The organism is Sporanaerobacter sp. (genome assembly GCF_047830725.1).
Lineage (GTDB): Bacteria > Bacillota > Clostridia > Tissierellales > Sporanaerobacteraceae > Sporanaerobacter.
Genome location: NZ_CP181252.1, coordinates 2,100,219 through 2,126,327, shown reverse-complemented (window position 1 = coordinate 2,126,327; position 26,109 = coordinate 2,100,219). Strand labels below are relative to the sequence as shown.

General features: G+C 29.2%; 26 protein-coding genes. All 26 read left to right on the top strand.

Going from position 1 to position 26,109, the window contains the following annotated elements; genetic code table 11:
- Nucleotides 1-103 precede the first annotated feature (103 nt).
- Nucleotides 104-568, top strand: a complete 465-nt coding sequence (gene rimP / locus ACFWUA_RS10665) for a ribosome maturation factor RimP (protein ID WP_416198001.1) — start codon at nucleotides 104-106, stop codon at nucleotides 566-568.
- Nucleotides 569-585: 17 nt separating this feature from the next.
- The gene (gene nusA / locus ACFWUA_RS10660) at nucleotides 586-1,629 is read left to right on the top strand and encodes a transcription termination factor NusA (protein ID WP_416198000.1); all 1,044 of its coding nucleotides are present in this window, start codon (nucleotides 586-588) and stop codon (nucleotides 1,627-1,629) included.
- A gap of 17 nt (nucleotides 1,630-1,646) precedes the next feature.
- Nucleotides 1,647-1,922, top strand: coding sequence for an RNase P modulator RnpM (rnpM, locus tag ACFWUA_RS10655; protein WP_416197999.1), 276 nt, complete (start codon nucleotides 1,647-1,649; stop codon nucleotides 1,920-1,922).
- An 85-nt stretch (nucleotides 1,923-2,007) separates the two neighbouring features.
- Nucleotides 2,008-3,990: a translation initiation factor IF-2 gene (gene infB / locus ACFWUA_RS10650; RefSeq protein ID WP_416199203.1), complete on the top strand. Its 1,983-nt coding sequence runs from the start codon at nucleotides 2,008-2,010 to the stop codon at nucleotides 3,988-3,990.
- Nucleotides 3,991-4,004: 14 nt separating this feature from the next.
- The gene (rbfA, locus tag ACFWUA_RS10645) at nucleotides 4,005-4,382 is read left to right on the top strand and encodes a 30S ribosome-binding factor RbfA (protein WP_416197998.1); all 378 of its coding nucleotides are present in this window, start codon (nucleotides 4,005-4,007) and stop codon (nucleotides 4,380-4,382) included.
- Nucleotides 4,375-5,352: a DHH family phosphoesterase gene (locus ACFWUA_RS10640; protein WP_416197997.1), complete on the top strand. Its 978-nt coding sequence runs from the start codon at nucleotides 4,375-4,377 to the stop codon at nucleotides 5,350-5,352. The genes rbfA and ACFWUA_RS10640 overlap by 8 nt, the downstream gene beginning before the upstream one ends.
- Nucleotides 5,353-5,356: 4 nt before the next feature.
- Nucleotides 5,357-6,256, top strand: coding sequence for a tRNA pseudouridine(55) synthase TruB (truB, locus tag ACFWUA_RS10635; RefSeq protein ID WP_416197996.1), 900 nt, complete (start codon nucleotides 5,357-5,359; stop codon nucleotides 6,254-6,256).
- Between the two features lie 11 nt (nucleotides 6,257-6,267).
- A complete protein-coding gene (locus ACFWUA_RS10630; protein WP_416197995.1) occupies nucleotides 6,268-7,179 on the top strand; it encodes a bifunctional riboflavin kinase/FAD synthetase in 912 nt (303 codons plus the stop codon).
- Nucleotides 7,180-7,313: 134 nt separating this feature from the next.
- Entirely contained in the window at nucleotides 7,314-7,583 is a 270-nt protein-coding gene (gene rpsO, locus ACFWUA_RS10625) for a 30S ribosomal protein S15 (protein ID WP_416197994.1), read from the top strand.
- A 125-nt stretch (nucleotides 7,584-7,708) separates the two neighbouring features.
- Nucleotides 7,709-9,817 (top strand): polyribonucleotide nucleotidyltransferase, encoded by a 2,109-nt coding sequence (locus ACFWUA_RS10620; RefSeq protein WP_416197993.1) that lies wholly within the window; start codon nucleotides 7,709-7,711, stop codon nucleotides 9,815-9,817.
- A gap of 131 nt (nucleotides 9,818-9,948) precedes the next feature.
- Nucleotides 9,949-10,659 (top strand): polysaccharide deacetylase family protein, encoded by a 711-nt coding sequence (locus ACFWUA_RS10615; RefSeq protein WP_416197992.1) that lies wholly within the window; start codon nucleotides 9,949-9,951, stop codon nucleotides 10,657-10,659.
- A 54-nt stretch (nucleotides 10,660-10,713) separates the two neighbouring features.
- Nucleotides 10,714-11,145 (top strand): dUTP diphosphatase, encoded by a 432-nt coding sequence (gene dut, locus ACFWUA_RS10610; RefSeq protein WP_416197991.1) that lies wholly within the window; start codon nucleotides 10,714-10,716, stop codon nucleotides 11,143-11,145.
- A gap of 100 nt (nucleotides 11,146-11,245) precedes the next feature.
- Nucleotides 11,246-11,488 (top strand): YlmC/YmxH family sporulation protein, encoded by a 243-nt coding sequence (locus tag ACFWUA_RS10605; protein WP_416197990.1) that lies wholly within the window; start codon nucleotides 11,246-11,248, stop codon nucleotides 11,486-11,488.
- An 84-nt stretch (nucleotides 11,489-11,572) separates the two neighbouring features.
- Nucleotides 11,573-12,787 (top strand): aspartate kinase, encoded by a 1,215-nt coding sequence (gene dapG / locus ACFWUA_RS10600; RefSeq protein ID WP_416197989.1) that lies wholly within the window; start codon nucleotides 11,573-11,575, stop codon nucleotides 12,785-12,787.
- Between the two features lie 107 nt (nucleotides 12,788-12,894).
- Entirely contained in the window at nucleotides 12,895-13,605 is a 711-nt protein-coding gene (locus tag ACFWUA_RS10595) for a ClpP family protease (protein ID WP_416197988.1), read from the top strand.
- 64 nt (nucleotides 13,606-13,669) lie between these two features.
- Nucleotides 13,670-14,494 carry an undecaprenyl-diphosphatase UppP gene (uppP, locus tag ACFWUA_RS10590; protein ID WP_416197987.1) on the top strand — a complete coding sequence of 275 codons (825 nt, stop codon included), beginning with the start codon at nucleotides 13,670-13,672 and terminating at the stop codon, nucleotides 14,492-14,494.
- A 52-nt stretch (nucleotides 14,495-14,546) separates the two neighbouring features.
- A complete protein-coding gene (locus ACFWUA_RS10585) occupies nucleotides 14,547-16,652 on the top strand; it encodes a DNA translocase FtsK 4TM domain-containing protein (protein WP_416197986.1) in 2,106 nt (701 codons plus the stop codon).
- A 17-nt stretch (nucleotides 16,653-16,669) separates the two neighbouring features.
- Nucleotides 16,670-18,010, top strand: coding sequence for a 30S ribosomal protein S12 methylthiotransferase RimO (gene rimO, locus ACFWUA_RS10580; protein ID WP_416197985.1), 1,341 nt, complete (start codon nucleotides 16,670-16,672; stop codon nucleotides 18,008-18,010).
- On the top strand, nucleotides 17,994-18,539 hold the full coding sequence (pgsA, locus tag ACFWUA_RS10575; RefSeq protein ID WP_416197984.1) for a CDP-diacylglycerol--glycerol-3-phosphate 3-phosphatidyltransferase: 546 nt from the start codon (nucleotides 17,994-17,996) through the stop codon (nucleotides 18,537-18,539). The genes rimO and pgsA overlap by 17 nt, the downstream gene beginning before the upstream one ends.
- Nucleotides 18,540-18,554: 15 nt before the next feature.
- Nucleotides 18,555-19,790, top strand: a complete 1,236-nt coding sequence (locus ACFWUA_RS10570; RefSeq protein WP_416197983.1) for a competence/damage-inducible protein A — start codon at nucleotides 18,555-18,557, stop codon at nucleotides 19,788-19,790.
- Nucleotides 19,791-19,884: 94 nt separating this feature from the next.
- On the top strand, nucleotides 19,885-20,913 hold the full coding sequence (recA, locus tag ACFWUA_RS10565) for a recombinase RecA (protein ID WP_416197982.1): 1,029 nt from the start codon (nucleotides 19,885-19,887) through the stop codon (nucleotides 20,911-20,913).
- Between the two features lie 59 nt (nucleotides 20,914-20,972).
- Nucleotides 20,973-21,956 (top strand): metallophosphoesterase family protein, encoded by a 984-nt coding sequence (locus tag ACFWUA_RS10560; RefSeq protein ID WP_416197981.1) that lies wholly within the window; start codon nucleotides 20,973-20,975, stop codon nucleotides 21,954-21,956.
- Nucleotides 21,957-21,961: 5 nt separating this feature from the next.
- Nucleotides 21,962-23,404, top strand: a complete 1,443-nt coding sequence (locus ACFWUA_RS10555; RefSeq protein ID WP_416197980.1) for an AAA family ATPase — start codon at nucleotides 21,962-21,964, stop codon at nucleotides 23,402-23,404.
- Between the two features lie 12 nt (nucleotides 23,405-23,416).
- Nucleotides 23,417-23,668: a hypothetical protein gene (locus ACFWUA_RS10550; protein WP_416197979.1), complete on the top strand. Its 252-nt coding sequence runs from the start codon at nucleotides 23,417-23,419 to the stop codon at nucleotides 23,666-23,668.
- Nucleotides 23,669-23,674: 6 nt separating this feature from the next.
- Entirely contained in the window at nucleotides 23,675-24,331 is a 657-nt protein-coding gene (locus tag ACFWUA_RS10545) for an ATPase (RefSeq protein ID WP_416197978.1), read from the top strand.
- A 163-nt stretch (nucleotides 24,332-24,494) separates the two neighbouring features.
- Nucleotides 24,495-26,027 (top strand): ribonuclease Y, encoded by a 1,533-nt coding sequence (rny, locus tag ACFWUA_RS10540; RefSeq protein WP_416199202.1) that lies wholly within the window; start codon nucleotides 24,495-24,497, stop codon nucleotides 26,025-26,027.
- Nucleotides 26,028-26,109 lie beyond the last annotated feature (82 nt).

Below are 26,109 nucleotides of genomic sequence, written 5' to 3'. Positions count from 1 at the left end.
ATAGGATAAAGAGTGGGCAGACCCACTCTTTACTTTATTTCATGAGAAGGTATAAATACGAATATTTAAGAAGAAAATAGAGTTTAGAGGTGGAGGTGATTTTATGAAAAAAAGAGATATAGAAAAAAATGTTGAGGAATTAAGTATTCCTATCATAGAAGAACTAGGATTTGAGATTGTGGATATAGAATTTGTAAAGGAAGGACCCAATAATTATTTGAGGATATTCATTGATAAACCAGGTGGAATAACAATAGATGATTGCCAAAAGGCAAGTGAAATTATAAGTGCTAAATTAGATGAGATTGATCCTATAGATTCTAGCTATTATTTAGAAGTATCTTCACCGGGACTTGATAGGCCTCTAAAGACAAATAAAGATTTAGATAGAAACTTAGGAGAGGATATAGAGATAAAATTATATCAAGGCGTTAATGGCAAGAAATCATATATAGGTAAATTTTTATCTTTTAATAATGACTGTATTGTCATATTAGATGATGATAACAGTGAAGTTGAATTGTCTAGAAAGAATATAGCTAAGATTAATCTAGCGATTAGATTTTAAGGGAGGTTTTGAGAAAAATGAAGGCCGAATTTATAGAGGCTCTTGAAGAAATAGAAAAAGATAAGGGAATTTCTAAAGATATAATATTTGAGGCGTTGGAAGCAGCACTTATATCAGGTTATAAAAAAAATTTTGGTTCATCACAAAATGTAGAGGTTGAAATAGATAAGATTACAGGAGATGTAAAAGTCTATGCAGCTAAAAATGTAGTTGAACAAGTAGAAGATGAGTTGTTAGAAATCAGTTTAGAAGAAGCAAAAAAAATTGATACTAAATATGAAGTAGATGATATAGTTAAAGTAGAAGTTACTCCTAAAGATTTTGGTAGAATTGCAGCTCAAACAGCAAAGCAAGTGGTTATGCAAAAAATAAAAGAGGCAGAAAGAGAAGTAATATTTGAGGAATTTGTTAATAGAGAAAATGAAATAGTAACTGGTCAAATACAGAGGATAAGTAAGGACATTATTTATGTAGATTTAGGCAAAACTGAAGGGGTTTTGCCACCATCAGAACAAATAGAAGGTGAAAAATATCAGCAAGGAGATAGAATAAAAGTTTATATTGTCGAAGTCAAGAAAACTACTAAAGGGCCTCAAATAGTCCTTTCTAGATCTCATCCTGGATTAGTCAAAAGACTTTTTGAATTAGAAGTTCCAGAAATACAAGAGGGAATAGTAGATATTTATGCAATTTCTAGAGAAGCAGGTTCTAGGACTAAAATTGCAGTATATTCAAAAGATAAAAATGTTGATCCAGTAGGCGCATGTGTAGGTTTTAAAGGCAGCAGAGTGAAAGCTATAGTTGATGAATTAAATGGAGAAAAAATAGATATAGTTGTATGGAGTAAAAATATAGAAGAGTTTATAGCTAATAGTTTAAGCCCTTCAAAAGTTCTAAGAGTAGAGGTAAATGAAAAAGAAAAATCTGCTCTAGTAGTTGTACCAGATTATCAATTGTCTTTAGCTATAGGGAAAGAAGGCCAAAATGCAAGACTTTCAGCCAAATTAACTAATTGGAAAATAGACATAAAAAGTGAAAGTCAATATAATGAAGGAAGATAACAATGGGGGTGATTTTTATGAAAAAGAAGAAAATACCTCTAAGAAAATGTATTGCTTGTGGTGAGAACAAGCCAAAGAAAGAATTAATAAGAATAGTAAGAAAAAATGATAGTGATATAGAAGTAGATCTGACAGGTAAAGTAAATGGAAGAGGAGCATATATTTGTGCTGATCTAAATTGTTTAAATACAATAAAAAAAACTAAGAAACTTGGTAAAGCTTTAGAATGCGAGATACCAAGTGAAGTATATGATGAACTTTTTAAAATTATTTCTTGCAATAAACAAGAATAATTTATTATGAAGTCACCTGTAAATTATATTGGGGGTGTATAGTTTGACTAGAATTAGAGTATATGAGTTAGCAAAAGAATTAGGTATGACCAGTAAAGAATTAATAGAAAAAATATCTGATTTAAATTTAGAAATAAACAGTCATATGAGTACAATTGAAGATGAAGAAGCAGAACTTATTATGGAGCTCATAGAAGAAGAAAATAAGGATAAAAAAGCTATCGAAAAAAAGAGGACAAAGAAAAAAGATGATAGCTCAAAAAATGATGAAGAAAAAAGCTTAAAAACAAAAGAAATTATTAAAGATACTGAAAGCAATGAAAAGGTAATTGAAATAGGGAATACTATAATAGTTAGAGAATTAGCTGATAAAATGTCAGTAACAGCAAGCCAAATAATTACTAAGCTTATTTCTTTGGGTGTTATGGTCAATCAAAATCAGGAGATAGACTTTGATACAGCTAGTATTATTGGCGAAGAATTTGGCTTTACAGTTAAAGAGTCAGAAACCATTGAAAATGTTGATGAATTTGAGCTTGATTTTGAAGATCCTGAAGAATCCTTAAAGCCAAGACCACCAGTTGTTACAGTAATGGGACACGTAGATCATGGTAAGACTTCATTGCTAGATGCAATAAGAAAGACTCAGGTAACTAGAAGCGAAGCTGGTGGAATTACTCAGCATATAGGTGCTTCAACTGTAAATATAAAAAATAAGAAAATTGTTTTCTTAGATACGCCAGGGCACGAAGCTTTTACTGCTATGAGGGCAAGAGGAGCTCAAGTTACCGATTTAGCTATTTTAGTAGTAGCAGCTGATGATGGAGTTATGCCTCAAACTATAGAAGCTATAAACCATGCTAAAGCTGCAGGAGTACCAATAATTGTAGCTATAAATAAAATGGATAAACCTACAGCTAATCCAGATAGAATAAAACAAGAATTGGTAGAACAAGGCTTGGTTCCAGAGGATTGGGGTGGTGATACTATATGTGTTCCTGTTTCTGCTCGAAATGGAGAAGGAATTGATGAATTATTAGAAATGATATTGTTAGTTGCTGAAATGCAAGAGTTGAAAGCTAATCCAGATAGAAGAGCTGTTGGCATAATAATTGAAGCTCAGCTTGATAAAGGTAAAGGACCGCTAGCTTCTGTATTAATTCAAAAAGGAACCTTAAATGTAGGAGATAATGTGGTATCAGGAAGTGCTTATGGTAGAGTTCGTGCTATGTTAGATGATAAAGGGAAAAGAGTTAAAAAAGCTACTCCGTCAATTCCAGTTATGATATTAGGATTGTCTGAAGTTCCAGAAGCAGGAGAATATTTGTATTCTGTTGAAGATGAAAAAACTGCTAGAATTTATGCTGAAACAAGGAAACAAAAGAAAAGAGAAGAGCAGTTGAAATTAAATCAAAAAGTATCATTAGACGACTTATTTGATCAAATTCAATCAGGAGAAGTGAAAGATTTAAATGTTATTATTAAGGCGGATGTAAGAGGTTCAATTGAGGCCATAAGACAATCACTTGTTAAATTAGAAAATGAAGAAGTTAAAGTCAATGTTATTCATGGTGGTGTAGGTGGAATTACTGAAAGTGATGTAATGTTAGCTTCAGCTTCAAATGCAATCATTATCGGATTTAATGTAAGACCAACCCTCAATGCTATGGACATAGCAAAAAGGGAAAACGTAGATATTAGAACTTATAGGATAATATATGAGGCTATAGAAGATATACAATCTGCTATAAAAGGTATGCTAGAACCAACTATAGTTGAAGAAGTTATAGGAAGAGCAGAAGTAAGAGCTACGTTTAAAGTTCCAAACATAGGCATGATTGCGGGTATATATGTTTTGCAAGGTAAATTAACCAGAAATTGCAAGGTTAGATTATTGAGGAATGATATAGTTATATTTGAAGGAAATGTTTCTTCGTTAAAGAGATTTAAAGATGATGTTAAAGAAATACAATCAGGTTATGAAGGTGGATTAGGCCTTGAAAATTATAATGATGTAAAAGAAGGAGATATAATAGAGGCATATATTTTAAAAGAAGTTGAAAGGTAGAGGTGTATTGGAATATGGATAATAAGAGAATCAATAGAATTTCCGAAGAAGTTAAAAAAGTTGTATCGGATGTAATAACAAATGAGCTTAAGGACCCTAGAATTTCACCTATGACAAGTGTGACTCATGTAGAAGTGACTAGAGATTTGAGATATGCAAAGATTTATGTTAGTGTTTTAGGAGAAGAAATAGAAAAGGAAAGTACTTTAGAAGGTCTAGAAAACTCAAAAGGATTTATTAGAAAAGAAATAGGGGATAGAATAGATTTAAGATATGTACCTGAGCCAATTTTTCATATAGATGATTCGATTGAGCATAGTATATATATTTCTAAATTGATAGAAAAAGTGAATGAACAAGATGAGAAAAAAAGAAGGGGTACTGATGAATAATAGTGAAATTAAATCACTTATGGACAAAAGCATAGAAATAGTCAAGAGCAGTAAAACTATTTATTTGTGTAGTCATGTACAGCCAGATGGAGATAATATAGGGTCATTATTAGCTCTTGGGATGGCAATTAAAAAGTTAAATAAAGATGTAAATATAATAAAAGTAGATGAAATACCAAAAGATTTCTTATTCTTACCTAATATTGATATGATCAAAGAACAGAATACTTTAGGAACTATTGATTTATTTATATCTTTAGACAATGGAGATATTGAAAGATTGGGAATAGGAAAAGAACTAGCCTTAAGAGCAAAAAAAATTATTAATATAGATCATCATATTACTAATGACAATTTTGGTGATATAAATATTGTTGTTTCATCGGCTGCAGCTACAGGTGAAATAATTTATCGTTTTATAAATGAAATGGGTGTAGAAATTGATAAAGATATTGCTACTTGTATATATGTTGCTATAAGTACTGATACTGGTAGTTTTATGTATGATAGTACTACCAGTATTACTCATTTAATTGCTGCTGATTTAATAAATAAAGGTATTGATTTAAATGAAATAATAGTTAATATATATCAAAGCAGATCTCTTTCAAGAACAAAACTTCATATAACAGCTCTCAATACATTAGAGTTGTTATATGAAGGGAAAGTAGCGGTAGTTTCTGTTTCTAGAAAAATGTTAGAAGAATGCAATGCAAATATGGAAGATGCAGAAGGAATAGTGTCTTATATTAGAGATATAGAAGGAGTAGAAATAGCTTGTATATTGAAAGAAGTAGAAGATGAGGAAATAAAGATAAGTTTAAGATCTAAAAGCAAAATCAATGTAGCAGAAATATGTTCAAAATATAATGGTGGTGGACATAAAAGGGCTGCTGGTTGCACTATAAATAAAAATATTTATGATGCAAAAGAAACAATATTAAAAGAAATTTATAATTATATTAGGTGATTAAATGAATGGTATTATCAATGTATTTAAGCCCAGAGGATTAACTTCTAATGATGTTGTAAAAAGGGTAAAGAAAATTTTAAACGTCAAAAAAGTTGGACATACTGGCACACTTGATCCTAATGCAAGCGGTGTATTGCCAATTTGTATTGGAAAAGCTACAAGAGTTAGTGAATATTTATTATATTCTAATAAAAGTTATATTGCTGAAATTACTCTAGGCTTTAGTACTGATACTCAAGATGAAGAAGGAAATATATTAAATCATTCAGAAAAAGAAGTTGCAAAAAATGAAATTTTAGAGGCATTTGCTTCTTTTAAAGGTGAGATTTATCAAATTCCACCTATGTACTCTGCATTAAAATATAGCGGAAAAAGATTATATGAATTAGCTAGAGAAGGCATTGAAGTTGAAAGAGAAAAGAGAAAAGTATATATTTATGATTTAGAAATACTTAAAATAATCGATAATAGAAAAATTTTATTTAGTGTAGAATGTTCAAGAGGCACATATATTAGAACATTATGCAATGATATAGGTGAACATTTAGGTACCTATGGATATATGTCTTTTTTAATAAGAACTAGTGTGTACCCATTTAAATTAGATAATGCTGTTAGTTTAGAAACTATAAAAAACAAATTTAACAGTGGAAAGATTCAAGATATTTTATTACCTGTTGATTATGCATTATCTAATTTAAAAAGTATATTTGTGGATAGAAAGTACTTTAAACAATTGTCTAATGGTATGTTGATAGAACTCAATAGGTTGAATTTTAAAGGCAATCTAGTTATAGGTGAAAACTTAAGAATTTATTGTGGAGATATGTTTATAGGTATAGGAAAGTTTATAGATAAAGATGGTAAATTTTTTTTAAAAATGAATAAAGTTTTTCTATAAAGGTGATAAAAATGGAAATTATCAAACATGAAAAAAACAATATAATTCATGCTAAAACAGCTGTTGCCTTAGGAAATTTTGATGGTTTGCATATAGGACATCAAAAACTAATTGAAACTATGATAAAAGAAAGTAGAATAAAAAAACTGAAAAGTTCTGTTTTGCTTTTTAACAATCATACAAAGACTGTTTTAAACAATACAAAAAAACCTGAAATACTTACAACAAATGAGCAAAAAACTAAATTGCTTGAATCTTTAGGCGTAGAACTCATATATTCAATGGATTTTAATGCCAAAATCATGAAACTGAGTCCAGAAGAATTTGTAACAAAAATATTGATAGATAAATTAAATGCAAAATTAGTAGTTGTTGGATTTGATTATAAATTTGGCTATAAAGCTACAGGAAATAGTGAAGTTCTAAAACAATTGGGAAAAAATTATGGATTCGAGGTTATAATTATTGGTCCTGTATATAGCGATAACAATATAGTAAGTAGTACCTTAATAAGAAATTTACTAAAAATGGGAAAAATCAAAGAGGCAAATGAGTTATTAGGTAGACCTTTTACCATGGATGGGAAAGTAGTTGGTGGGGAAAAAAGAGGTAAAAGTATGGGATTCCCTACAGCAAATTTAAGTATTGAATATAATTATTTGATACCAAAATTTGGCGTTTATAAAACTAAAACAGTGGTGAATAACAAGGAATACTTAAGTTTGACGAATGTTGGAACAAATCCCACATTTGATGAGGGTAAAATTCATATTGAAACTCATATATTAGATTTTAATGAGAATATATATGGTGAAAAAATTAGTATTAAATATTTAGATTTTATTAGAGAAGAGGTAAAGTTTAATACTAAAGAGCAACTTATGATTCAAGTAAAAAATGATATCAAAGCTGTAAAAATGTAATGATGGTGTTTACAATTTATTATATATATGATAGAATAAATCTAGTTTCAAACTACCTTTAGCAAAGTTTAACGCATCCTCGGCGTTATACTTAGCTAAGGGCGAAAATAAAAAAAATGAGGAGGTGTGTTTATATGGCACTAAGTAAAGAGAAAAAGGAAGAAATAATAAGAGAGTATGGATTACATGAAGGTGATACAGGTTCACCAGAAGTTCAAATTGCTATGCTTACTTATAGGATTAATTCGTTGAATGAACATCTAAAGACCCATAAAAAAGATCACCATTCAAGAAGAGGTTTATTGAAAATGGTTGGTCAAAGAAGAGGACTTCTAAATTATCTACAAAAGACTGATATTGAAAGATATCGTAATCTTATTCAAAGACTAGGTATAAGAGGATAAACTAGAGCGGGATATACCCGCTCTATTGATTTATTTAGACTTAAAAATTAAAAAGTGTTATTATAATAAATAAGGTTATAATAAATAAGAGTAAAGATATAAATCAAAGAAAAAGGAGGCAAATTATGGAAAGAGTTTTTGAATATGAAATAGCTAGTAGAAAGTTAACAGTAACTACTGGCAAAGTTGCTGAACAAGCTGGTGGAGCCTGTCTAGTCAGATATGGAGACACTGTTGTATTGGTTACAGCCACTGCTTCAAAAGAACCAAGAGAAGGCATTGATTTCTTCCCATTAAGCGTTGATTTTGAAGAAAGACTTTATTCAGTTGGTAAAATACCAGGTGGTTTTATAAAAAGAGAGGGAAAACCTAGCGAAAAGGCTATACTAACTTCAAGATTAATAGATAGACCTATAAGGCCTTTATTTCCAAAGGGGTATAGAAATGATGTACAAGTTGTTGCAACAGTTTTATCTGTTGATCAAGATTGTACTCCTGATATTGTTGCTATGATAGGTTCTTCAATTGCACTGACTATATCTGATATACCATTTTTTGGGCCTACAGGCTCAGTATCAGTAGGATTAGTTGATGGGAAATTTATAATAAATCCTACTAGTGAAGAAAGAGATAAATCAAATTTGCACTTGATTGTATCTGGAACCAAAGAAGCGGTTATGATGGTAGAAGCAGGTGCAGATGAAGTACCTGAAGATACAATGTTAGAAGCAATAATGTTTGCTCATGAGCAAATCAAAGGAATTTGTGATTTTATTGAAGAAATAGGGAAAGAGATAGGTAAGGAAAAACAAGAATATCAGGTTTTTCAGCCAGATAGCCAGATAGAGGAAGAAGTAAGAGAATTTGCTACAGAAAAAATCATTAATGCAATTCAAACTAAGGATAAACAGGAAAGAGACGAAAACATGGATATAGTTCGTCAAGAAGTATATGATTACTTTTTAGAAAAGTATCCAGAAAGTGAAAAAGACATAGAAGAAGTTATATATGATATCACTAAAGAAGAAGTAAGACGACTTATATTAGAAGAAGGTATAAGGCCAGATAATAGAAAAATTGATGAAATACGTCCAATTACCTGTGAGGTAGGATTGCTTCCTAGGACTCATGGATCAGGCCTTTTTACAAGAGGTCAAACTCAAGTTTTAACTATTGCTACATTAGGTGCATCTAGCGATGTGCAAATAATTGATGGAATAGGTGATGATGAATCCAAGAGATACATGCATCATTACAATTTTCCACCATACAGTGTAGGTGAAACAAGAGTATTAAGAGGTCCTGGAAGAAGAGAAATAGGACATGGCGCATTAGCAGAAAGAGCATTAGAGCCTGTTATACCTTCGGAAGATAAATTTCCATATACTATAAGATTAGTTTCTGAAGTATTGAGTTCTAATGGTTCCACTTCACAAGCGAGTGTTTGTGGTAGTACTTTAGCACTATTGGATGCAGGAGTACCAATAAAAGCTCCTGTAGCAGGCATAGCAATGGGACTTATGAAATCTGAAGACAAAGTAGTTATTTTAACAGATATACAAGGTATGGAAGATTTTTTAGGAGATATGGATTTTAAAGTAGCTGGGACAGAAAAAGGGATAACTGCCATTCAAATGGATATAAAAATTGCAGGTATCGATAGACCAATATTAAAAGAAGCGTTGGAAAGAGCAAGAATTGGAAGATTGTTTATATTAAATAAAATGCTAGAAGTCATTTCTGAGCCTAAAAAAGAATTATCTCCTTTTGCTCCAAGGATATTTACTATGCAAGTAGATACTGAAAAAATAAGAGATATAATAGGTCCTGGTGGCAAAATGATAAATAAAATAATTGATGAAACAGGAGTTAAAATTGATATAGATGAAGATGGCAAAGTAACAATAGCGGCTGTTGATGTTGAAATGGGAAATAAAGCTATGGATATGATAAATAAAATAGTAAAAGATGTAGAAGTTGGAGAAATATATTTAGGAAAAGTAAATCGCATCGTTCCATTTGGTGCATTTGTTGAGATCTTAAATGGCAAAGAAGGATTAGTTCATATTTCAAATATAGCAAAAGAAAGAATAAATAAAGTTGAAGATGTACTATCTATAGGTGATGAAATACTTGTAAAAGTAATAGAAATTGATAATCAAGGAAGAATAAATTTATCTAGAAAAGATGCCTTACCTCAAGAAGAAAATACAGATGAAAATAAAACAAAATAAAGGCATGAACCTAAAACTGGTTCATGTTTTTTTTTAGCATATATTATCATAAAAGATCTTATCATAAATGATAAAAATAAATTAAAATATTTTGAACAGTTTTCTAATATATTAGAAGGGGAGGGATTAAAATGAAAATTTTGTATATCAAAAAAAAGAATTTGTACGTTCTTATTACTATTTTAATAACAATAATAATAGTACTGATTATGTACAATACCTATCTAAATAGGTCTAAAGAAACATTTAAAAAGGATATATTTTATCAGGGAAACACAAATGACAAAATAATTGCTTTTACATGTAATGTAGATTGGGGAAACGAATATATACTGAAAATGTTAAAAATCTTTGAGAATGAAGAAATTAAAATAACTTTTTTTGTAACTGGTAGATGGGCAGATGAAAATAAAGATTTATTAAAAGAAATATATAGTCATGGACATGAAATAGGAAATCACGGCTATCACCATAAAGAATATGGAAAATTAAACTATGAAATGAACAAAAATGAAATTAAAAAATGTCATGAGTCTATAAATAATATATTGGGGATTGGATGTAAATTTTTTGCACCCCCTTCAGGTTCTTATAATGACAATACAATTAGAGCTGCTGAGGAATTAAACTATGATATAATCATGTGGAGTATTGACACCATAGATTGGAGAGAAGATAGCACGAAGGAAAAAATAATCAATAGAGTATTAACAAAAGCGAATAATTCTGATATAGTACTTATGCATCCAACTGAAAATACTGTAAAAGCATTGCCTGTAATTATAGAATCACTAAAAAAAGAAGGTTACACTATTGGAAAAGTTAGTGATATAATAAAATAATACTTATATTTACAAGTAAGTATGTAAAAAGATATTTTTACTGAGGTGATAAATGTGAAATTAGAAATAGTAAACAAGAGTCCTTTTCCACTACCAGATTATTTAACAGAAGGTTCAGCAGGGATAGATTTATATGCTAATATAAGTGAGCCTATATCCTTAAAACCATTGGAAAGAGTTTTGATTCCTACAGGTATATATATATCAATACCTAATGGTTATGAAGCACAAATCAGAGCTAGAAGCGGTTTAGCTTTAAAACATGGCATAACTTTGGCAAATGGTGTAGGGACTATAGATAGCGACTACAGAGGTGAAATAAAAATCATACTTATAAATTTAGGTCAAGATGAGTTTATCATAAATAGTGGAGATAGGATAGCTCAAATGGTCTTTATAAAATATGAAAAAGTTACTCTAATAGAGGTAAATAAATTAAATGATACTAAGAGAGGAGGTGGAGGATTCGGACATACAGGAATATAATGTGTCATATAAGACTTTATCATAAATGATATATCATACAAATAATTTTAACCCATATAATATATAAAAAATTCTATTAAAGTATTATGGAGGAATTTATATGAAGCTAAGCGAATTGGGTGGCAAAGAAATTGTCAATCTAAACAATGGAGAAAGATTAGGAATAATTGCTGATTCAGACATTACAATTGATGAAAAAACAGGAAAAATCATTTCTCTATTAGTTCCTGATCCAAAAGTACAATTCAAATTATTTGGGGAAAAGGAAGAAATAGAAATACCTTGGAATTCAATACGAAAAATAGGAAATGATATGATAATAGTTGAATTTGAAGAACACTAATCATTAATTTAAATTTAATCACAAATATTTTTAAATACCCATATTATAAACTAAACGATAACTTTTTAGAGGTGATAAAATACGATGAAGACAATAGTTCAAAAATTTGGAGGTACATCAGTTGCCTCAAAAAACAGTAGAGAAATGGTAATAGAAAAAATACTTGACAAAAAAAATTCAGATTTTAAAGTGGTTGTAGTAGTTTCAGCTATGGGAAGAAAAGAAAGCCCTTATTCTACAGATTCATTAATTGAATTGATAAACAAATCTACTATATCGCCTAGAGAATTAGATCTTCTTTTATCTTGTGGCGAAATTATCTCTGCAGTTGTATTGTCAAATTTACTAAATGAAAAAGGTTATAAATCTATCGTATACACTGGATATCAGGCCGGCATAAAAACCAATGACAATTTTGGATGTGCAGACATAATAGATATAGATCCTACAAATATAATTAATAGCTTAGAAAAAAATTACATTGTTATAGTAGCTGGATTTCAAGGCGCTAACAAACAAGGTGATATTACTACTTTAGGAAGAGGCGGAAGTGACATCACCGCTGTTGCATTAGGAAAAGCTTTAAAAAGTCAATATGTAGAAATATATACTGATGTTGATGGAATAATGACTGCAGATCCAAGTATTGTACCGAATGCAAAATTGTTAGATAATATGTGTTACTCTGAAGTTTATCAATTAGCAGAAGATGGAGCAAAAGTCATACATCCTAAAGCTGTAGAAATTGCTCAAAAGTGTAATATACCTATAAAAATTAAAAATACCTTTAGCAAAAGTGAAGGGACTACAATAAAAAGTGCCCAAACAATATCATCTAAAGATGTAAAAGAGATAGAAAATCAAAAAATTCTAACAGCAATAACTTACAAAAAAGGAAGGGTACAAGTCATTATTGATTTTGACAGTGAAAATGATAATACAGAAACTTTAATGGAAGAAATAACAAAGAACAACATAAGTATTGATTTAATAAATTTTTTTATTGACAAAAAAATATTCACTATTGATAAGGAAGATTTAACCATTCTAAAAAATATATTAGAAAAAGGTAGTTATAAATATAAGATAATTGATAACTGTTGTAAAATAAGTGCTACAGGCTATAAAATGCATGGAATGCCAGGAGTTATGGCTAGAATTGCAAAAACTTTATCAAAAGAAGGAATACGAATTTTACAATCTGCTGACTCGCATAATACTATTTGGTGTTTAATTGATGAAAAAAATACAGATAAAGCAATAAAAGCTCTCCATGATGAATTTAAATTATATGAATAGACCAAATCTTTTCTTATGATTTGGTCTATTATATTTAGCATATTATTATATAAAAAGTAAAAACTAAAAAAGAGCATATTTAAATATCAAAATGGAGGATATATTTCATGAAAAGATATGGTTTAAATTATCGAGGAGAAAATAATGAGGATGAAAAAAAAGATGACAAAAATTTAGATGAACTAAAAAACATTGGAACTATGGATATACCGGAGTTTCTAAATGATATACAATACCTAACTATAATAGGGGAAATTGAAGGCCATATTATGGCTCCACCTCAGAAAAAAGCTACTAAATATGAACATTTAATACCTTTACTTATTGCATCTATGGAAGATCCCAAAATTAAGGGTGTGTTCATTATTTTAAATACAATTGGTGGAGATGTTGAAGCAGGCCTTGCACTTGCAGAAATGATAAGTAGCATTGATAAACCTAAAGTATCTTTAGTTCTAGGAGGGGGACACAGCGTAGGGGTTCCTCTAGCAACATCTACAGATTATTCTTTTATAGTTCCATCAGCATCTATGACAATACATCCTATTCGTACTACTGGATTGGTTATAGGAGGTCCCCAAACTTTTAGATATTTTGAAAAAATGCAACAAAGAATCATAGATTACATTATTAGAACATCTAATATAGATAGAGATACTTTAATGAGATTGATGTATGCTACAGATGAAATAGCTAATGATGTGGGAACAATACTCATTGGACAAGAAGCTGTAGATTACGGATTAATTGATGAAGTTGGCGGATTTAGCGATGCACTATATAAACTTCGAAGTTTGATTAATAATGATAAAGAATAGTATAAGCAAAAAAATTATGCTATAATATCAGGAGTACATATTTTCACTAAAGGGGGAGATTTTTTTGACTTTTTTTCAAGCTATTATTTTAGGAATTTTTCAAGGAATAACGGAATTTTTACCAATTAGTAGTTCAGGACACCTAGTAGTATTGCAACATTTCTTTGGAATAAAAGAAGGAAATTTGTTTTTTACTGAAATGCTGCATTTTGGTACTCTAATTTCAATATTTATTGTTTATTTTAGCGATATAATTAAAATAATAGTTGAGTTTTTCAAAATGCTTGGCAACGGAATAAAAAATAGAAAATTTAAAATCACTAATTCTTATCAAAAATTAGCTCTTTTAATTATTGTAGGAAGCATACCTACTGCTATAATAGGAATATTGTTTGGCGATATCTTTGAAAAACTATACTCATCTCTAATTCCAATAAGTATTGCCTTTATAATGACTGGTTTTCTATTATGGTTTGTTGACAAAAAAGCAAAAGAAAATAAGAGAATAAAAAATGTATCTTATTTAGATGCAATAATTATAGGTGTTTTTCAAGGTATTGCTATTACACCAGGGATATCTAGATCAGGTTCAACTATAGCAGGTGGATTGTTTAGAGGATTAAACAGAAAATTAGCTACTGAATTTTCATTTTTACTTGCATTGCCAGCTACCTTTGGAGCAGCAATACTAGGAATAAGAGATGCTGTAGCCTCAGGCGGAGAAACTCAATTTACAGCTCCTTTGGTTTTGGGAGTTGCAATTTCAGCTATTGTAGGAGTTTTGGCAATGAAAATTCTAATGAACTTGCTAGAAAATAGAAAACTACACTATTTTTCATATTATTTGTGGGTTTTAGGTACTATACTATTAATTTCTCAGATATTCTAAATAAAAGAGGATTTTAGTATCATCTGTAGAAATACTTCTAGAGGTGATTATTTTGAAAAGCAAAAAAAAGAAAAAATCAGTTGATAGAGAAATAGTTGGAATTATAATTATATCCTTTGGAATACTTTTACTCTTAAGTTTATTTAGCAACAAAACTGGTGTAATTGGTAGTTTTTTGAAAAATGCACTTTTATTACTTATGGGATTTGGAGGATATATATTTCCATTGATAATATTAGCAATTGGACTGCTCTTAATCTTAAATAAATTAAATATAGAAGATGATAAAAAATCGATTTTTTTAATTATTATTTTTATATGTTTTATCACTATTATTGACATAAAAAACATTAAAGCCGATTCATTTAAAAGTAAAATTAAGCTTGTATTTGAATATTCTCAATTAGGATATGGTGGAGGTATTATTGGGGGACTTTTAGGATACGTATTCTTTAAACTATTTGGTTCTTTGGGATCTTATATAATACTATCCATTATTAGCTTTATCTTTTTTCTATTGTTAACTGAAATTAGGCTAAATGAACTCACCCCAAAGTTTAATTCAGTTAAAATTGAAAATAATAATCACAAAAGAAAAAAAATGAAAAATAAGGATACGAGGGTAGATGACAAAAAAAAATCTATAAAAATACTAGATTATTCTAGCAACGATATGAAAAATGAAAATTCAAAAATTGACAACACAGATGATAAAATAAATATAAATAAAAATAATATATTTATAGACAACTATCAACTTCCACCAATAGAACTATTGAAAGATAGAAATGAAAAAAGTGACATAGATGATAAAAAAGAAATATTGGTAAATGCAAAGAAAATCGAAGAGACAATGAAAAATTTTGGTATAGCAGCAAATATAGTTCAAATAAGCAAAGGGCCTACTATTACTTGCTATGAACTTCAACCTGCACCTGGTGTTAAAGTAAGTAGAATAGTGAATTTGTCAGATGACATAGCTTTAAATTTAGCTACATCAGATGTGCGAATAGAAGCACCTATTCCCGGAAAAGCAGCGGTAGGTATTGAAGTCCCTAATAAAACCAAATTAAATGTAGGGTTAAAAGAAATATTTTTATCAGAAGAATACAGGGAAATAAATTCAAAGATACCATTAGCATTAGGAAAAAATGTTGCAGGAAAACCTGTAGTTACAACTATGGAAAAAATGCCTCATCTTTTAATTGCAGGTGCCACAGGCTCAGGCAAAAGTGTGTGCATAAATACTATCATAATGAGTATATTATATAAATCTAATCCAGATGATGTAAAGCTCATTTTAATTGACCCAAAAGTTGTAGAATTAAGTATTTACAATGATATACCTCATTTATTGATTCCAGTAGTTACAGATGCAAAAAAAGCAAAAAGTGCACTAAATTGGGCTGTAGAAGAAATGACAAGAAGATATAAATTATTTGCTCAAAATAGTGTAAGAGATATCTACAGCTATAACAACAAAATACAAGATAATGATAAGGCTGAAAGTTTGCCACAAATTGTTATAATAATTGATGAACTAGCAGATTTGATGATGGTAGCTGCTCAAGAAATAGAAGATTATATATGTAGATTGGCACAAATGGCAAGAGCTGCAGGAATGTATTTAATTGTAGCTACTCAAAGACCATCAGTAGATATAATCACTGGAACTATAAAAGCCAATATACCATCTAGAATATCTTTTGCCGTAACTTCTCAAGTCGATTCAAGAACTATATTAGATATGAGTGGAGCTGAAAAACTACTTGGAAAAGGTGATATGCTTTTTTATCCTTCAGATATGCCCAAACCTATAAGAGTTCAAGGAGCATTTATTGATGATGAAGAAGTTGAAGAAATTGTTTCTTTCTTGAAAAAGCAAAATACTCCAACCTATGATGAAGAAATTTTAGATACAATAGAAAATGAGGATTTTACAAATGATGAGCCAAGTGATGAATTGCTTCCAAATGCAATTAACTTAGTTATTAACGAAGGACAGGCTTCTATATCATTGCTACAAAGAAAATTAAAAATAGGATATGCAAGAGCTGCAAGACTCATTGATGAAATGGAGGATAGGGGAATAGTAGGAGGATATGAAGGAAGCAAACCTAGAAAAGTACTAGTAGATAAAGAAAATTTTAATTCTTAGAAGAGGAGTGTTTACAGTTGAATGAATTAAGTGTAGCCATAGTAACATTAGGATGCTCTAAAAATGAAATAGATTCTGAAATAATGTCTGGTATATTAAAAAATTATAATTTTAATATTACAATAAATTTAGATGAAGCAGATATAATCATTGTAAATACATGTGGATTCATTGACACTGCAAAAGAAGAGTCTATAAAAGTTATATGGGAAATGACAAAATATAAAAAATATGGGAAATGCAAATATCTAATACTTTCAGGCTGTTTAGCTGAAAGGTATCCAAAAGAATTGGTTGAAGAAATAGATGAAGTAGATGGAATTTTAGGCACGGGAAATATCAAAAATATAGCCAAATTAATTAAGGAATTAGAACAAAAAAATAAAATAATTAATATTGGAAATATAAACGAAGAATATACTGAAGAAATTAAAAGAACAGAGTTTACTCATACTGCCTATATAAAAATTTCTGAAGGTTGCAATAATTATTGTACTTATTGTATAATTCCTAAGCTTCGAGGACATTACAGAAGTAGAAAAATAGAGAATATTATATCTGAAGCAAAGTATTTAGTAGATAAAGGTGTAAAAGAAATAATACTTATAGCACAAAACACAACAGATTATGGAATAGATTTATACAGAGAATACAAATTGCCCTATTTACTATATGAATTAAACAAAATAGAAGGCTTAGAATGGATTAGAATATTATATATGTACCCAGATAATTTCACAGATGAACTGATTAAAGCAATAAAAGAAAATGAAAAAGTTGTAAAATATGTAGACATACCTATTCAGCATATAAATGATAAAATACTAGGAAAAATGAACAGAAAAACAAGCAAAAAAGATATAACTAAACTAATTGAAAAATTGAGAAATGAAATACCAGAAATTATTATTAGGACAACAGTAATTGTAGGATTTCCTGGAGAAAAAAATGAAGAATTTGATGAATTATATGAATATATAAAAAAAATTAAATTTGATAGACTAGGAGCTTTTATTTATTCAAGAGAAGAAGGTACTAAAGCCTATGAATACGATGAACAAGTAGATGAAGAAACTAAAATATATAGAAAAAACAGAATAATGGAATTGCAACAAAAGATATCTTTGATGAAGAACAAAGATAAAATAGGCAAAATTTATAAGGTATTGATAGAAGAAAAATATGATGATAATAATACCTATATGGGCAGAACCTATATGGATAGTCCTGAAATTGATGGAATAGTATATTTAAAGAGTACAAAAGCAATAAATATTGGTAGTTTTGTTAATGCTAAAATAGTCGATTGTTTAGAATATGATTTAATGGGGGAGATTTTGAGTGAATACAGCGAATAAATTGACAATTTTCAGAATGATTTTAGTTCCTGTTTTTATGATTTTTTTATTCTCTGACATAAATAATGCACAATATATTGCTGCAGCGATTTTTATATTGGCCTCTATAACAGATGCATTAGATGGGCATATTGCAAGAAGTAGAAATCAGATAACTAACTTTGGAAAATTTATGGATCCACTTGCAGATAAAATACTAGTATCATCCGCTTTGATTTCTATGATAGAATTAGGTAAAATCCAAGCATGGGTAGTGGTAGTTATTATAGCTAGAGAATTTGCAATAACTGGTCTTAGAGTCATTGCAGCTAGTGAAGGTATTACTATCGCTGCAAATAAATTAGGTAAAATAAAAACCGTAACACAATTAATTGCAATAATTACTTTGCTATTTAACAACTATCCCTTTAGACTAATAAACTTTCCTTTTGATCAAATCATGATATATGTTGCTGTATTTTTTACAATACTATCTGGAATTGATTATATCTATAAAAATAGGAAAGTATTGCACAGTGGAGACAGATAATCAGGAGATGATTTGATGAAAGCAGAAATTATATGTGTTGGCACGGAATTACTTTTGGGAAATATTGTTAATGCAAACGCACAGTTTTTATCACAAAGATTAGCTGATTTGGGTATAGATGTTTATTACCATTCGGTAGTAGGAGACAATGCAGAAAGGTTAAAAGAAGTTACAAAAATAGCCCTAGATAGATCTGAATTGATAATTTATACAGGTGGACTAGGTCCTACAAATGATGATTTAACTAAAGAAGTCATTTCAAATATATTGGGTTTAGAAATGAAATTAGACAATATAAGTTTAGAAAGAATAAAAAAATGTTTCAAAAAATATGATAAAATTATGACAGAAAATAATATAAAACAAGCTATTCTACCTAAAGATTGTATTGTTTTAAAAAATGATATAGGAACTGCTCCAGGTGTTTTTTTGACTTACAATGAAAAGAAAATAGTTTTATTGCCAGGACCTCCTAAAGAAATGCATGCAATGTTTAATAACTATGTTGTTCCATTAATAAAACAAAAATACATTATAAAATCCAAAACAATAAAAACTATAGATATAGGAGAATCTCAATTAGAAGATTTAATTAAAGATTTAATAGAAAATCAAACAAATCCTACAATTGCTACTTATGCAAAAGAAGGTCAAGTAGATATTAGAATAACAGGAAAAGGTCAATATGAAGAAGAAATTGATAAATCAATAAATAAAATAGTCGAAAAAATTGATAAGGTTTTAAAAGATTATATTTATAGTTATGACAATGAAACTATTGAAGAAGTTTTTTATAATCTTCTTAAAGAAAAAAACATGAAAGTAGCTTTTTGTGAATCTTGTACTGGAGGACTTGTTTCAAGTAGGTTTACAAAAATACCAGGTACATCTTTAGTGTTTGACCGCGGCATTGTTACATATAGTAATAATGCAAAAATAAATGAACTTTATGTAAAGAAAGAGACATTAAATCTATATAGTGCAGTAAGTAGTGAAACAGCTATAGAGATGGCTAATGGGTTGCTTTCAAAAAGTGGTGTAGATATAGCATTCTCAACTACTGGTATAGCCGGGCCTAGTGGAGGAACTAAAAATACTCCAATAGGTACAGTTTTCATTGGAATAGCAACAAAACATGAATCTTTTTCAATTGAATGTCATTTCGATGGAGATCGAGAATCTATTCAATATAAAGCTGCAAGCAAAGTTTTTAATGAGGGTAGAAAATATTTACTAAAAATAAATCATTGACTATATAAACAAAATATTATATTATGTATATAAGGAACTTACGTTCGAAATGAAAGGTGGTGAATCCAGTTTTTACTGGAATAATATGGTTGATATGACTGATAAAAATAAGGCTTTAGATGCTGCCATAAGTCAAATTGAAAAGCAATTTGGCAAGGGCTCAATAATGAAATTAGGGGAAAATTCCAAAATGAATATCGAAGTAATACCTACTGGTTCTTTAGACTTAGATATTGCTTTAGGGATTGGTGGCCTACCTAGAGGAAGAATAATAGAAATTTTTGGGCCTGAATCATCAGGGAAAACTACTGTAGCTCTTCATGTAATTGCAGAAGCACAAAAAAGAAATGGAATTGCTGCTTTTATTGATGCTGAACATGCATTAGATCCATCTTATGCTAAGAGATTAGGAGTAGATATTGATAATCTAATTGTTTCTCAACCAGATACAGGAGAGCAGGCTTTAGAAATTGCTGAAGCTTTAGTTAGAAGTGGTGCAATAGATGTAATTGTTATTGACTCCGTTGCTGCATTAGTACCAAAGGCTGAAATTGAAGGCGAAATGGGAGAAAGTCATGTAGGCTTACAAGCTAGACTCATGTCTCAAGCTTTAAGAAAATTAGCTGGTTCCATAAACAAATCTCAAGCAATAGTCATATTTATAAATCAATTAAGAGAAAAAGTTGGAGTCATGTTTGGTAATCCTGAAACAACTACTGGAGGAAGAGCTTTGAAATTTTATTCTTCAGTACGATTGGATGTAAGACGAGTTGATTCTATAAAACAAGGTGATGATGTTATAGGAAATCGTACAAGGGTTAAGGTGGTAAAAAACAAAGTTGCACCTCCTTTCAAACAGGCAGAATTTGATATCATGTATGGATTAGGCATTTCTAATGAAGGAAATATAATAGATGTAGGTGTGACAGCTGAAATTATAAATAAATCAGGTGCATGGTATAGCTATGGAGAATATAAATTAGGTCAAGGAAGAGAAAATGCTAAAGACTTTTTAAAAGAAAATCCAGAAATAGCTTTAGAAATTGAAACTAAAATTAGAGAAAAATATGGATTAAATGATGAACAAATAGAAAATAATAGTGAAAACGAAAAAAAAGAGTAAAATTTAAAACCTCCTTACTTATATAAGGAGGTTTTAAAATCAAAGGGAAGTGTTAAAAATTGAAAATATTATTCTTTACTGATACTCATATAAGAGGAACTACTCCTAAAAATAGAAAAGATGATTTGTTTGACACATTAGAAAAAAAGATTAATGAAATTGTTCAAATATCAAATTCAAATAATGTTGATTTTGTTTTACATGGAGGAGATTTATTTGATAGGCCTGATGTCTCAGTATCTATTGTGAGCAGATTTGTCACCATATTAAATAAATTCAAAGCTCCTATTTACATTATATCTGGAAATCATGATGTATACGGTCATAATCCTCAGACTATTTATAGGACTATGTTAGGCTTATTTAATGCTATGGGAATTATTCACTTAATAGATGAAGGAGAAGTTATATTTCTTAAAAAAGATAATATAACTGTTCAATTAACTGGTCAACCTTATACTTATAGCATAGATGAAAAAATAAATATAAATAAATACAAAGTAGAAAAAATTGACAAAAGAGTTGACTTTTCCATACATATGGTCCATGGCATGCTATTAGACAGACCCTTCATAAAAGGTATACCCTATACTCTTATTGACGACATTAAAGATACTAAAGCTGATATAACATTGGCAGGGCATTATCACTCTGGCTTTGGTATAATCAAAAGTGATGATAAATACTTTGTCAATCCTGGAAGCATAATCAGAATAACTAATAGCCTTAGAGAAATAGAACGAATACCTCAAGTAGTAATGATTACATTAGAAGACAATATAAAAATTGAATTAATTCCTTTAAAATCTGCTCTACCTGGTGAAGAAGTATTGAATAGACAAGAAATTGAAAATTTTATATTTAAAAATGAAAGATTAACCCAGTTTAAACAATCAGTAGATTCCACTGCAAATTTTGAAAAATTAGATATTAATGAAATACTTTTAAATATTTCATTGGCTGAAGAAGTGTCTGATAAAGTAAAACAAGAAGCTTTAAGAAGAATATCCTTGTCTCAAATGAAAAATATAGGAGATGAATAGCTAGTATGAAATATATAAAAAAAGTCATATTAGAAAATTTTCAGTCCCATAAATATTCGGAAATAGAGTTTAACAATAATTTAAATGTTATAGTTGGACCTTCTGATCAAGGTAAAAGTGCAATCATTCGCGGCATTAAGTGGGCATTATTTAATGAACCCTCAGGTGATTTTTTTATAAGAGAAGGTGAAAACGAATGTAGCGTCACTATTATTTTTAGCGATAATACAAAAATCAAAAGATATAGAAGTAAAAGTAAGAATTTATATTATCTCTATGATGAAAATGGAAATGAAACTATTTTTGAAGGCTTTGGCACTAGCGTACCACAGGAGATTACAGAAAAAATTAATATTAGAAAAATATATCTAGATGGAAAACAGACTAATTCTATTAATATAAGTGATCAATTAGAGGGTCCTTTTTTGCTATCAGAAAAAACGGTCACTAGAGCTAATGCTATTGGAAGACTAGTAGGGGTTCATATTGTAGATGATGCTGTTGGAGGAACTTTAAAGGATATTAGAAATTTAAGTTTATCAAAAAAAAATTTAGAAGAACAATTAAATACTCTTAATGAAAGTTTAAAAAAATATGACTATTTAGAAGACTTGAGAATAAATATAGAAAAATTAGAAAACAAAAAAAATAAAATAAAAAAATTGGAAGCAAAGGTTGAAAAGTTAAAATCCATTTCTATTAAGCTAAAGGAACTAAATAAAAATATTGCTTATTCAAACTTTATGATTACTAAATTGGAAAACTTGAATTGCTTTGAAAGTTTAATTGGTAAACTAGAACGTGAAATAAAAGCATATATTCTTATTAAAGGTAAACAAGATACATTGTTAGATGTTAATAAAAATATTTGCTATAATAAAAATATAATAGCAAAGTTGAAAAATTTAGATACAGTTAATAATTGCATTAAAAATTCAGAATTAAAAGTTAAGAAAATAGGTGAATTGGAAAATATAAAAATTAAATACATGGTAACATCTGAAAATTTAAATTATAATAAAAATATATTGATACGATTAAAAGACATAGATGATGTAGAAGCAAAAATTTATTTAATTAATGAATATATAAAAAAAGTACTAAATCTGAAGTTTTTTCAATTAAAGGTAGCCGAAATAAATAAGAGAATTGCATATGGAAATATTTATTTTTCTAAATTTGAAAAAATAAATGTAATAGAAAGCAATTTATCAGATATCGAATATAAAACCAAAAGACTGTCAAAACTAAAAGATTTAAAAAAACAACATCATCAACTCGAAACAGAACTAAATAAAATCATTAAAACTATAAAAAATGAGGATGAAGAAATTAAAATATTTCTAGACGAATATAAAAATCTTTTGTCAAAGTTTGAAGTATGTCCGCTATGCTTCAATAAAATAGACGAAGTTACCATAGATAAAATAGTAAATAATTACAAGTAAGGAGGTTTCAAATTGACTGATTATGAAAAAGAATTAAATCTTTTAAAAGATAATCTTGAAAAAGCAAAATCATTAAAATATAAAGCAGAGGCAAGATTAGAACAATTAAATAAACAGCAAGAAGAAATTATTAAGGAACTAGAAGAATTAGGAGTGTCTCCTGATGAATTAGATAGTGAAATAGAAAAATTGACCAATGAAATCAATAATTTATTTAAAGAAGCAAATGAATTATTGCCAAAAGATATATTAGAAAAGAAGTGATCAATAATGATAGATAATTTCATTGAATTAGAAAATAAAATATCTGATTTAAAAAATTATTTGGCTAGAGAATCTGGGAAAAAAGATAAAATATTAGAACAAATTGAGGATAATATAGAGACAATTTCTGAAATTGATAAAAATATTGAACTTTTAGAAAAAGTAAATATACTATTACAAAAAACTTCTGAATACGCTAGAGAACAGGCAAAAAAACAAATAGAAATAATCGTTACAAACTGTCTTCAATATGTGTTTGATGCTGATATGGAATTCAAAGTAGAGATAGAAGAACTCTATGGAAAACCAAATGCAGAATTTTATGTTGTTTCAAAAATCAATGAAGAACTGATAAAAACCAAACCGGAATTGTCAAGGGGTGGTGGAATTGTGGATATTATTTCTTTGGCACTAAGAATGTCTTTTCTTCAAATTCATAAACCCCTTATTGAAGGGCCATTGATATTGGATGAGCCTGCAAAACACGTAAGTGAAGAATATATTTTTAATGTTGCAGATTTCTTAAAAAGAACTTCAGACATGTTCAATAGACAAATAATAATGGTCACTCACAACAATCATCTTTCATCTATAAGCACAAATGCCTATAGAATTCATTTAAGTGGCTCAGAGAGTATAATAGAAAAGGTAACACCCAATTAGGCACTTGACAGATTTATCTAAAAGTAATAAAATTAAAGCGTGTGCAATCCATATAAAATAATAGTGTAGACTCTATAAGCCGAGACTACTCGGTTTATATTTTTACTATTATCCAGAAAATGTAACATGGAACTTGAAAAGTAAATAGAAAGGGAGGTGCTTTATTATTGACATTATAAAATTAATTCTAAGTGCTATAGTAGGAATCATCATAGGATATTATATAAGAAAAACTATTGGTGAAGGAAAGATTAACAATGCTGAGGAAGTGGCTGCAAGAATAATAGAAGATGCAAAAAGAGATGCTGAAACAGAAAAAAAAGAAGTTATTCTTGAGGCAAAAGAAGAAGTTCATAAGTTGAGAAGTGATCTTGAAAGGGAAAGTAGAGAAAGAAGAAATGAACTACAAAAATTAGAAAGAAGATTAGTTCATAAAGAAGAAACTATAGATAGAAAAAGTGAATCTATAGAGAAAAAAGATGAGTTATTAATCAAAAAATCGAAAGAACTTGATGAAAGAGAAGAATTGATTAATGAACTTTATGAAAAACAAGTTCAAGAACTTGAAAGACTTTCTGGCTTAACAACAGAAGAAGCAAAAGAACTATTACTAAATGATATAAGAAAAGAAATAGTTCATGAATCAGCTATAATGATTAAAGAAATGGAAAACAAGGCAAAAGAAGAGGCTGAAAAAAAAGCTAGGGAAATTGTTGCTTGTTCAATACAAAAATGTGCAGCAGATCTTGTGGCTGAAACTACTGTTACAGTTGTTCCTCTTCCAAATGATGAAATGAAAGGTAGAATTATAGGAAGAGAAGGAAGAAATATTAGAACTTTAGAAACCTTAACTGGTATTGATTTAATCATTGATGATACTCCAGAAGCAGTAGTTCTATCTGGATTCGATCCTATAAGAAGAGAAGTAGCCAGAATAGCATTAGAAAAGCTAATTGTAGATGGCAGAATTCATCCAGCAAGAATTGAAGAAATGGTCGAAAAAGCCGAAAAAGAAGTAGAAAATATAATAAGAGAAGAAGGGGAACAGGCTGCTTTCGAAACAGGCGTTCATGGGCTTCACCCTGAAATAATAAAGCTATTAGGTAGGCTTAAATATAGAACTAGTTATGGACAAAATGTTCTAAAACATTCAATTGAAGTTGCTCATTTAGCAGGTGTAATGGCTGCAGAACTTGGAGCAGACATAAAAGTTGCAAAAAGAGCAGGTTTATTACATGATATTGGTAAGGCTGTAGATCATGAAATAGAAGGACCTCACGTAACAATAGGTGTCGATTTAGCTAAAAAATATAAAGAATCAAAAGAAGTATTACATGCTATAGCTGCTCATCATGGAGATATAGAACCAGAAACCGTTGAAGCAGTATTAGTTCAAGCTGCTGATGCCATTTCTGCTGCTAGGCCTGGAGCTAGAAGAGAAACCTTAGAAGCGTATATTAAAAGGCTAGAGAAATTAGAAGAGATTGCTAACTCTTTTGATGGGATAGAAAAGTCTTATGCAATACAGGCAGGTCGTGAAATTAGAATCATGGTGAAACCTGAATTGATTAATGACGATGAAATTGTTCATACAGCAAGAGAAATTGTTAAACAAATTGAAACTGAACTTGATTATCCTGGACAAATAAAAGTAAATGTAATAAGAGAAACTAGAGCAATAGAATATGCAAAATAGCCAGAATAGCCATAACTTAAAAATAGCAAAATGTGATTTTTATAAATTTCAAATAATAATATTTTTTTGAAAATAAAAGAGG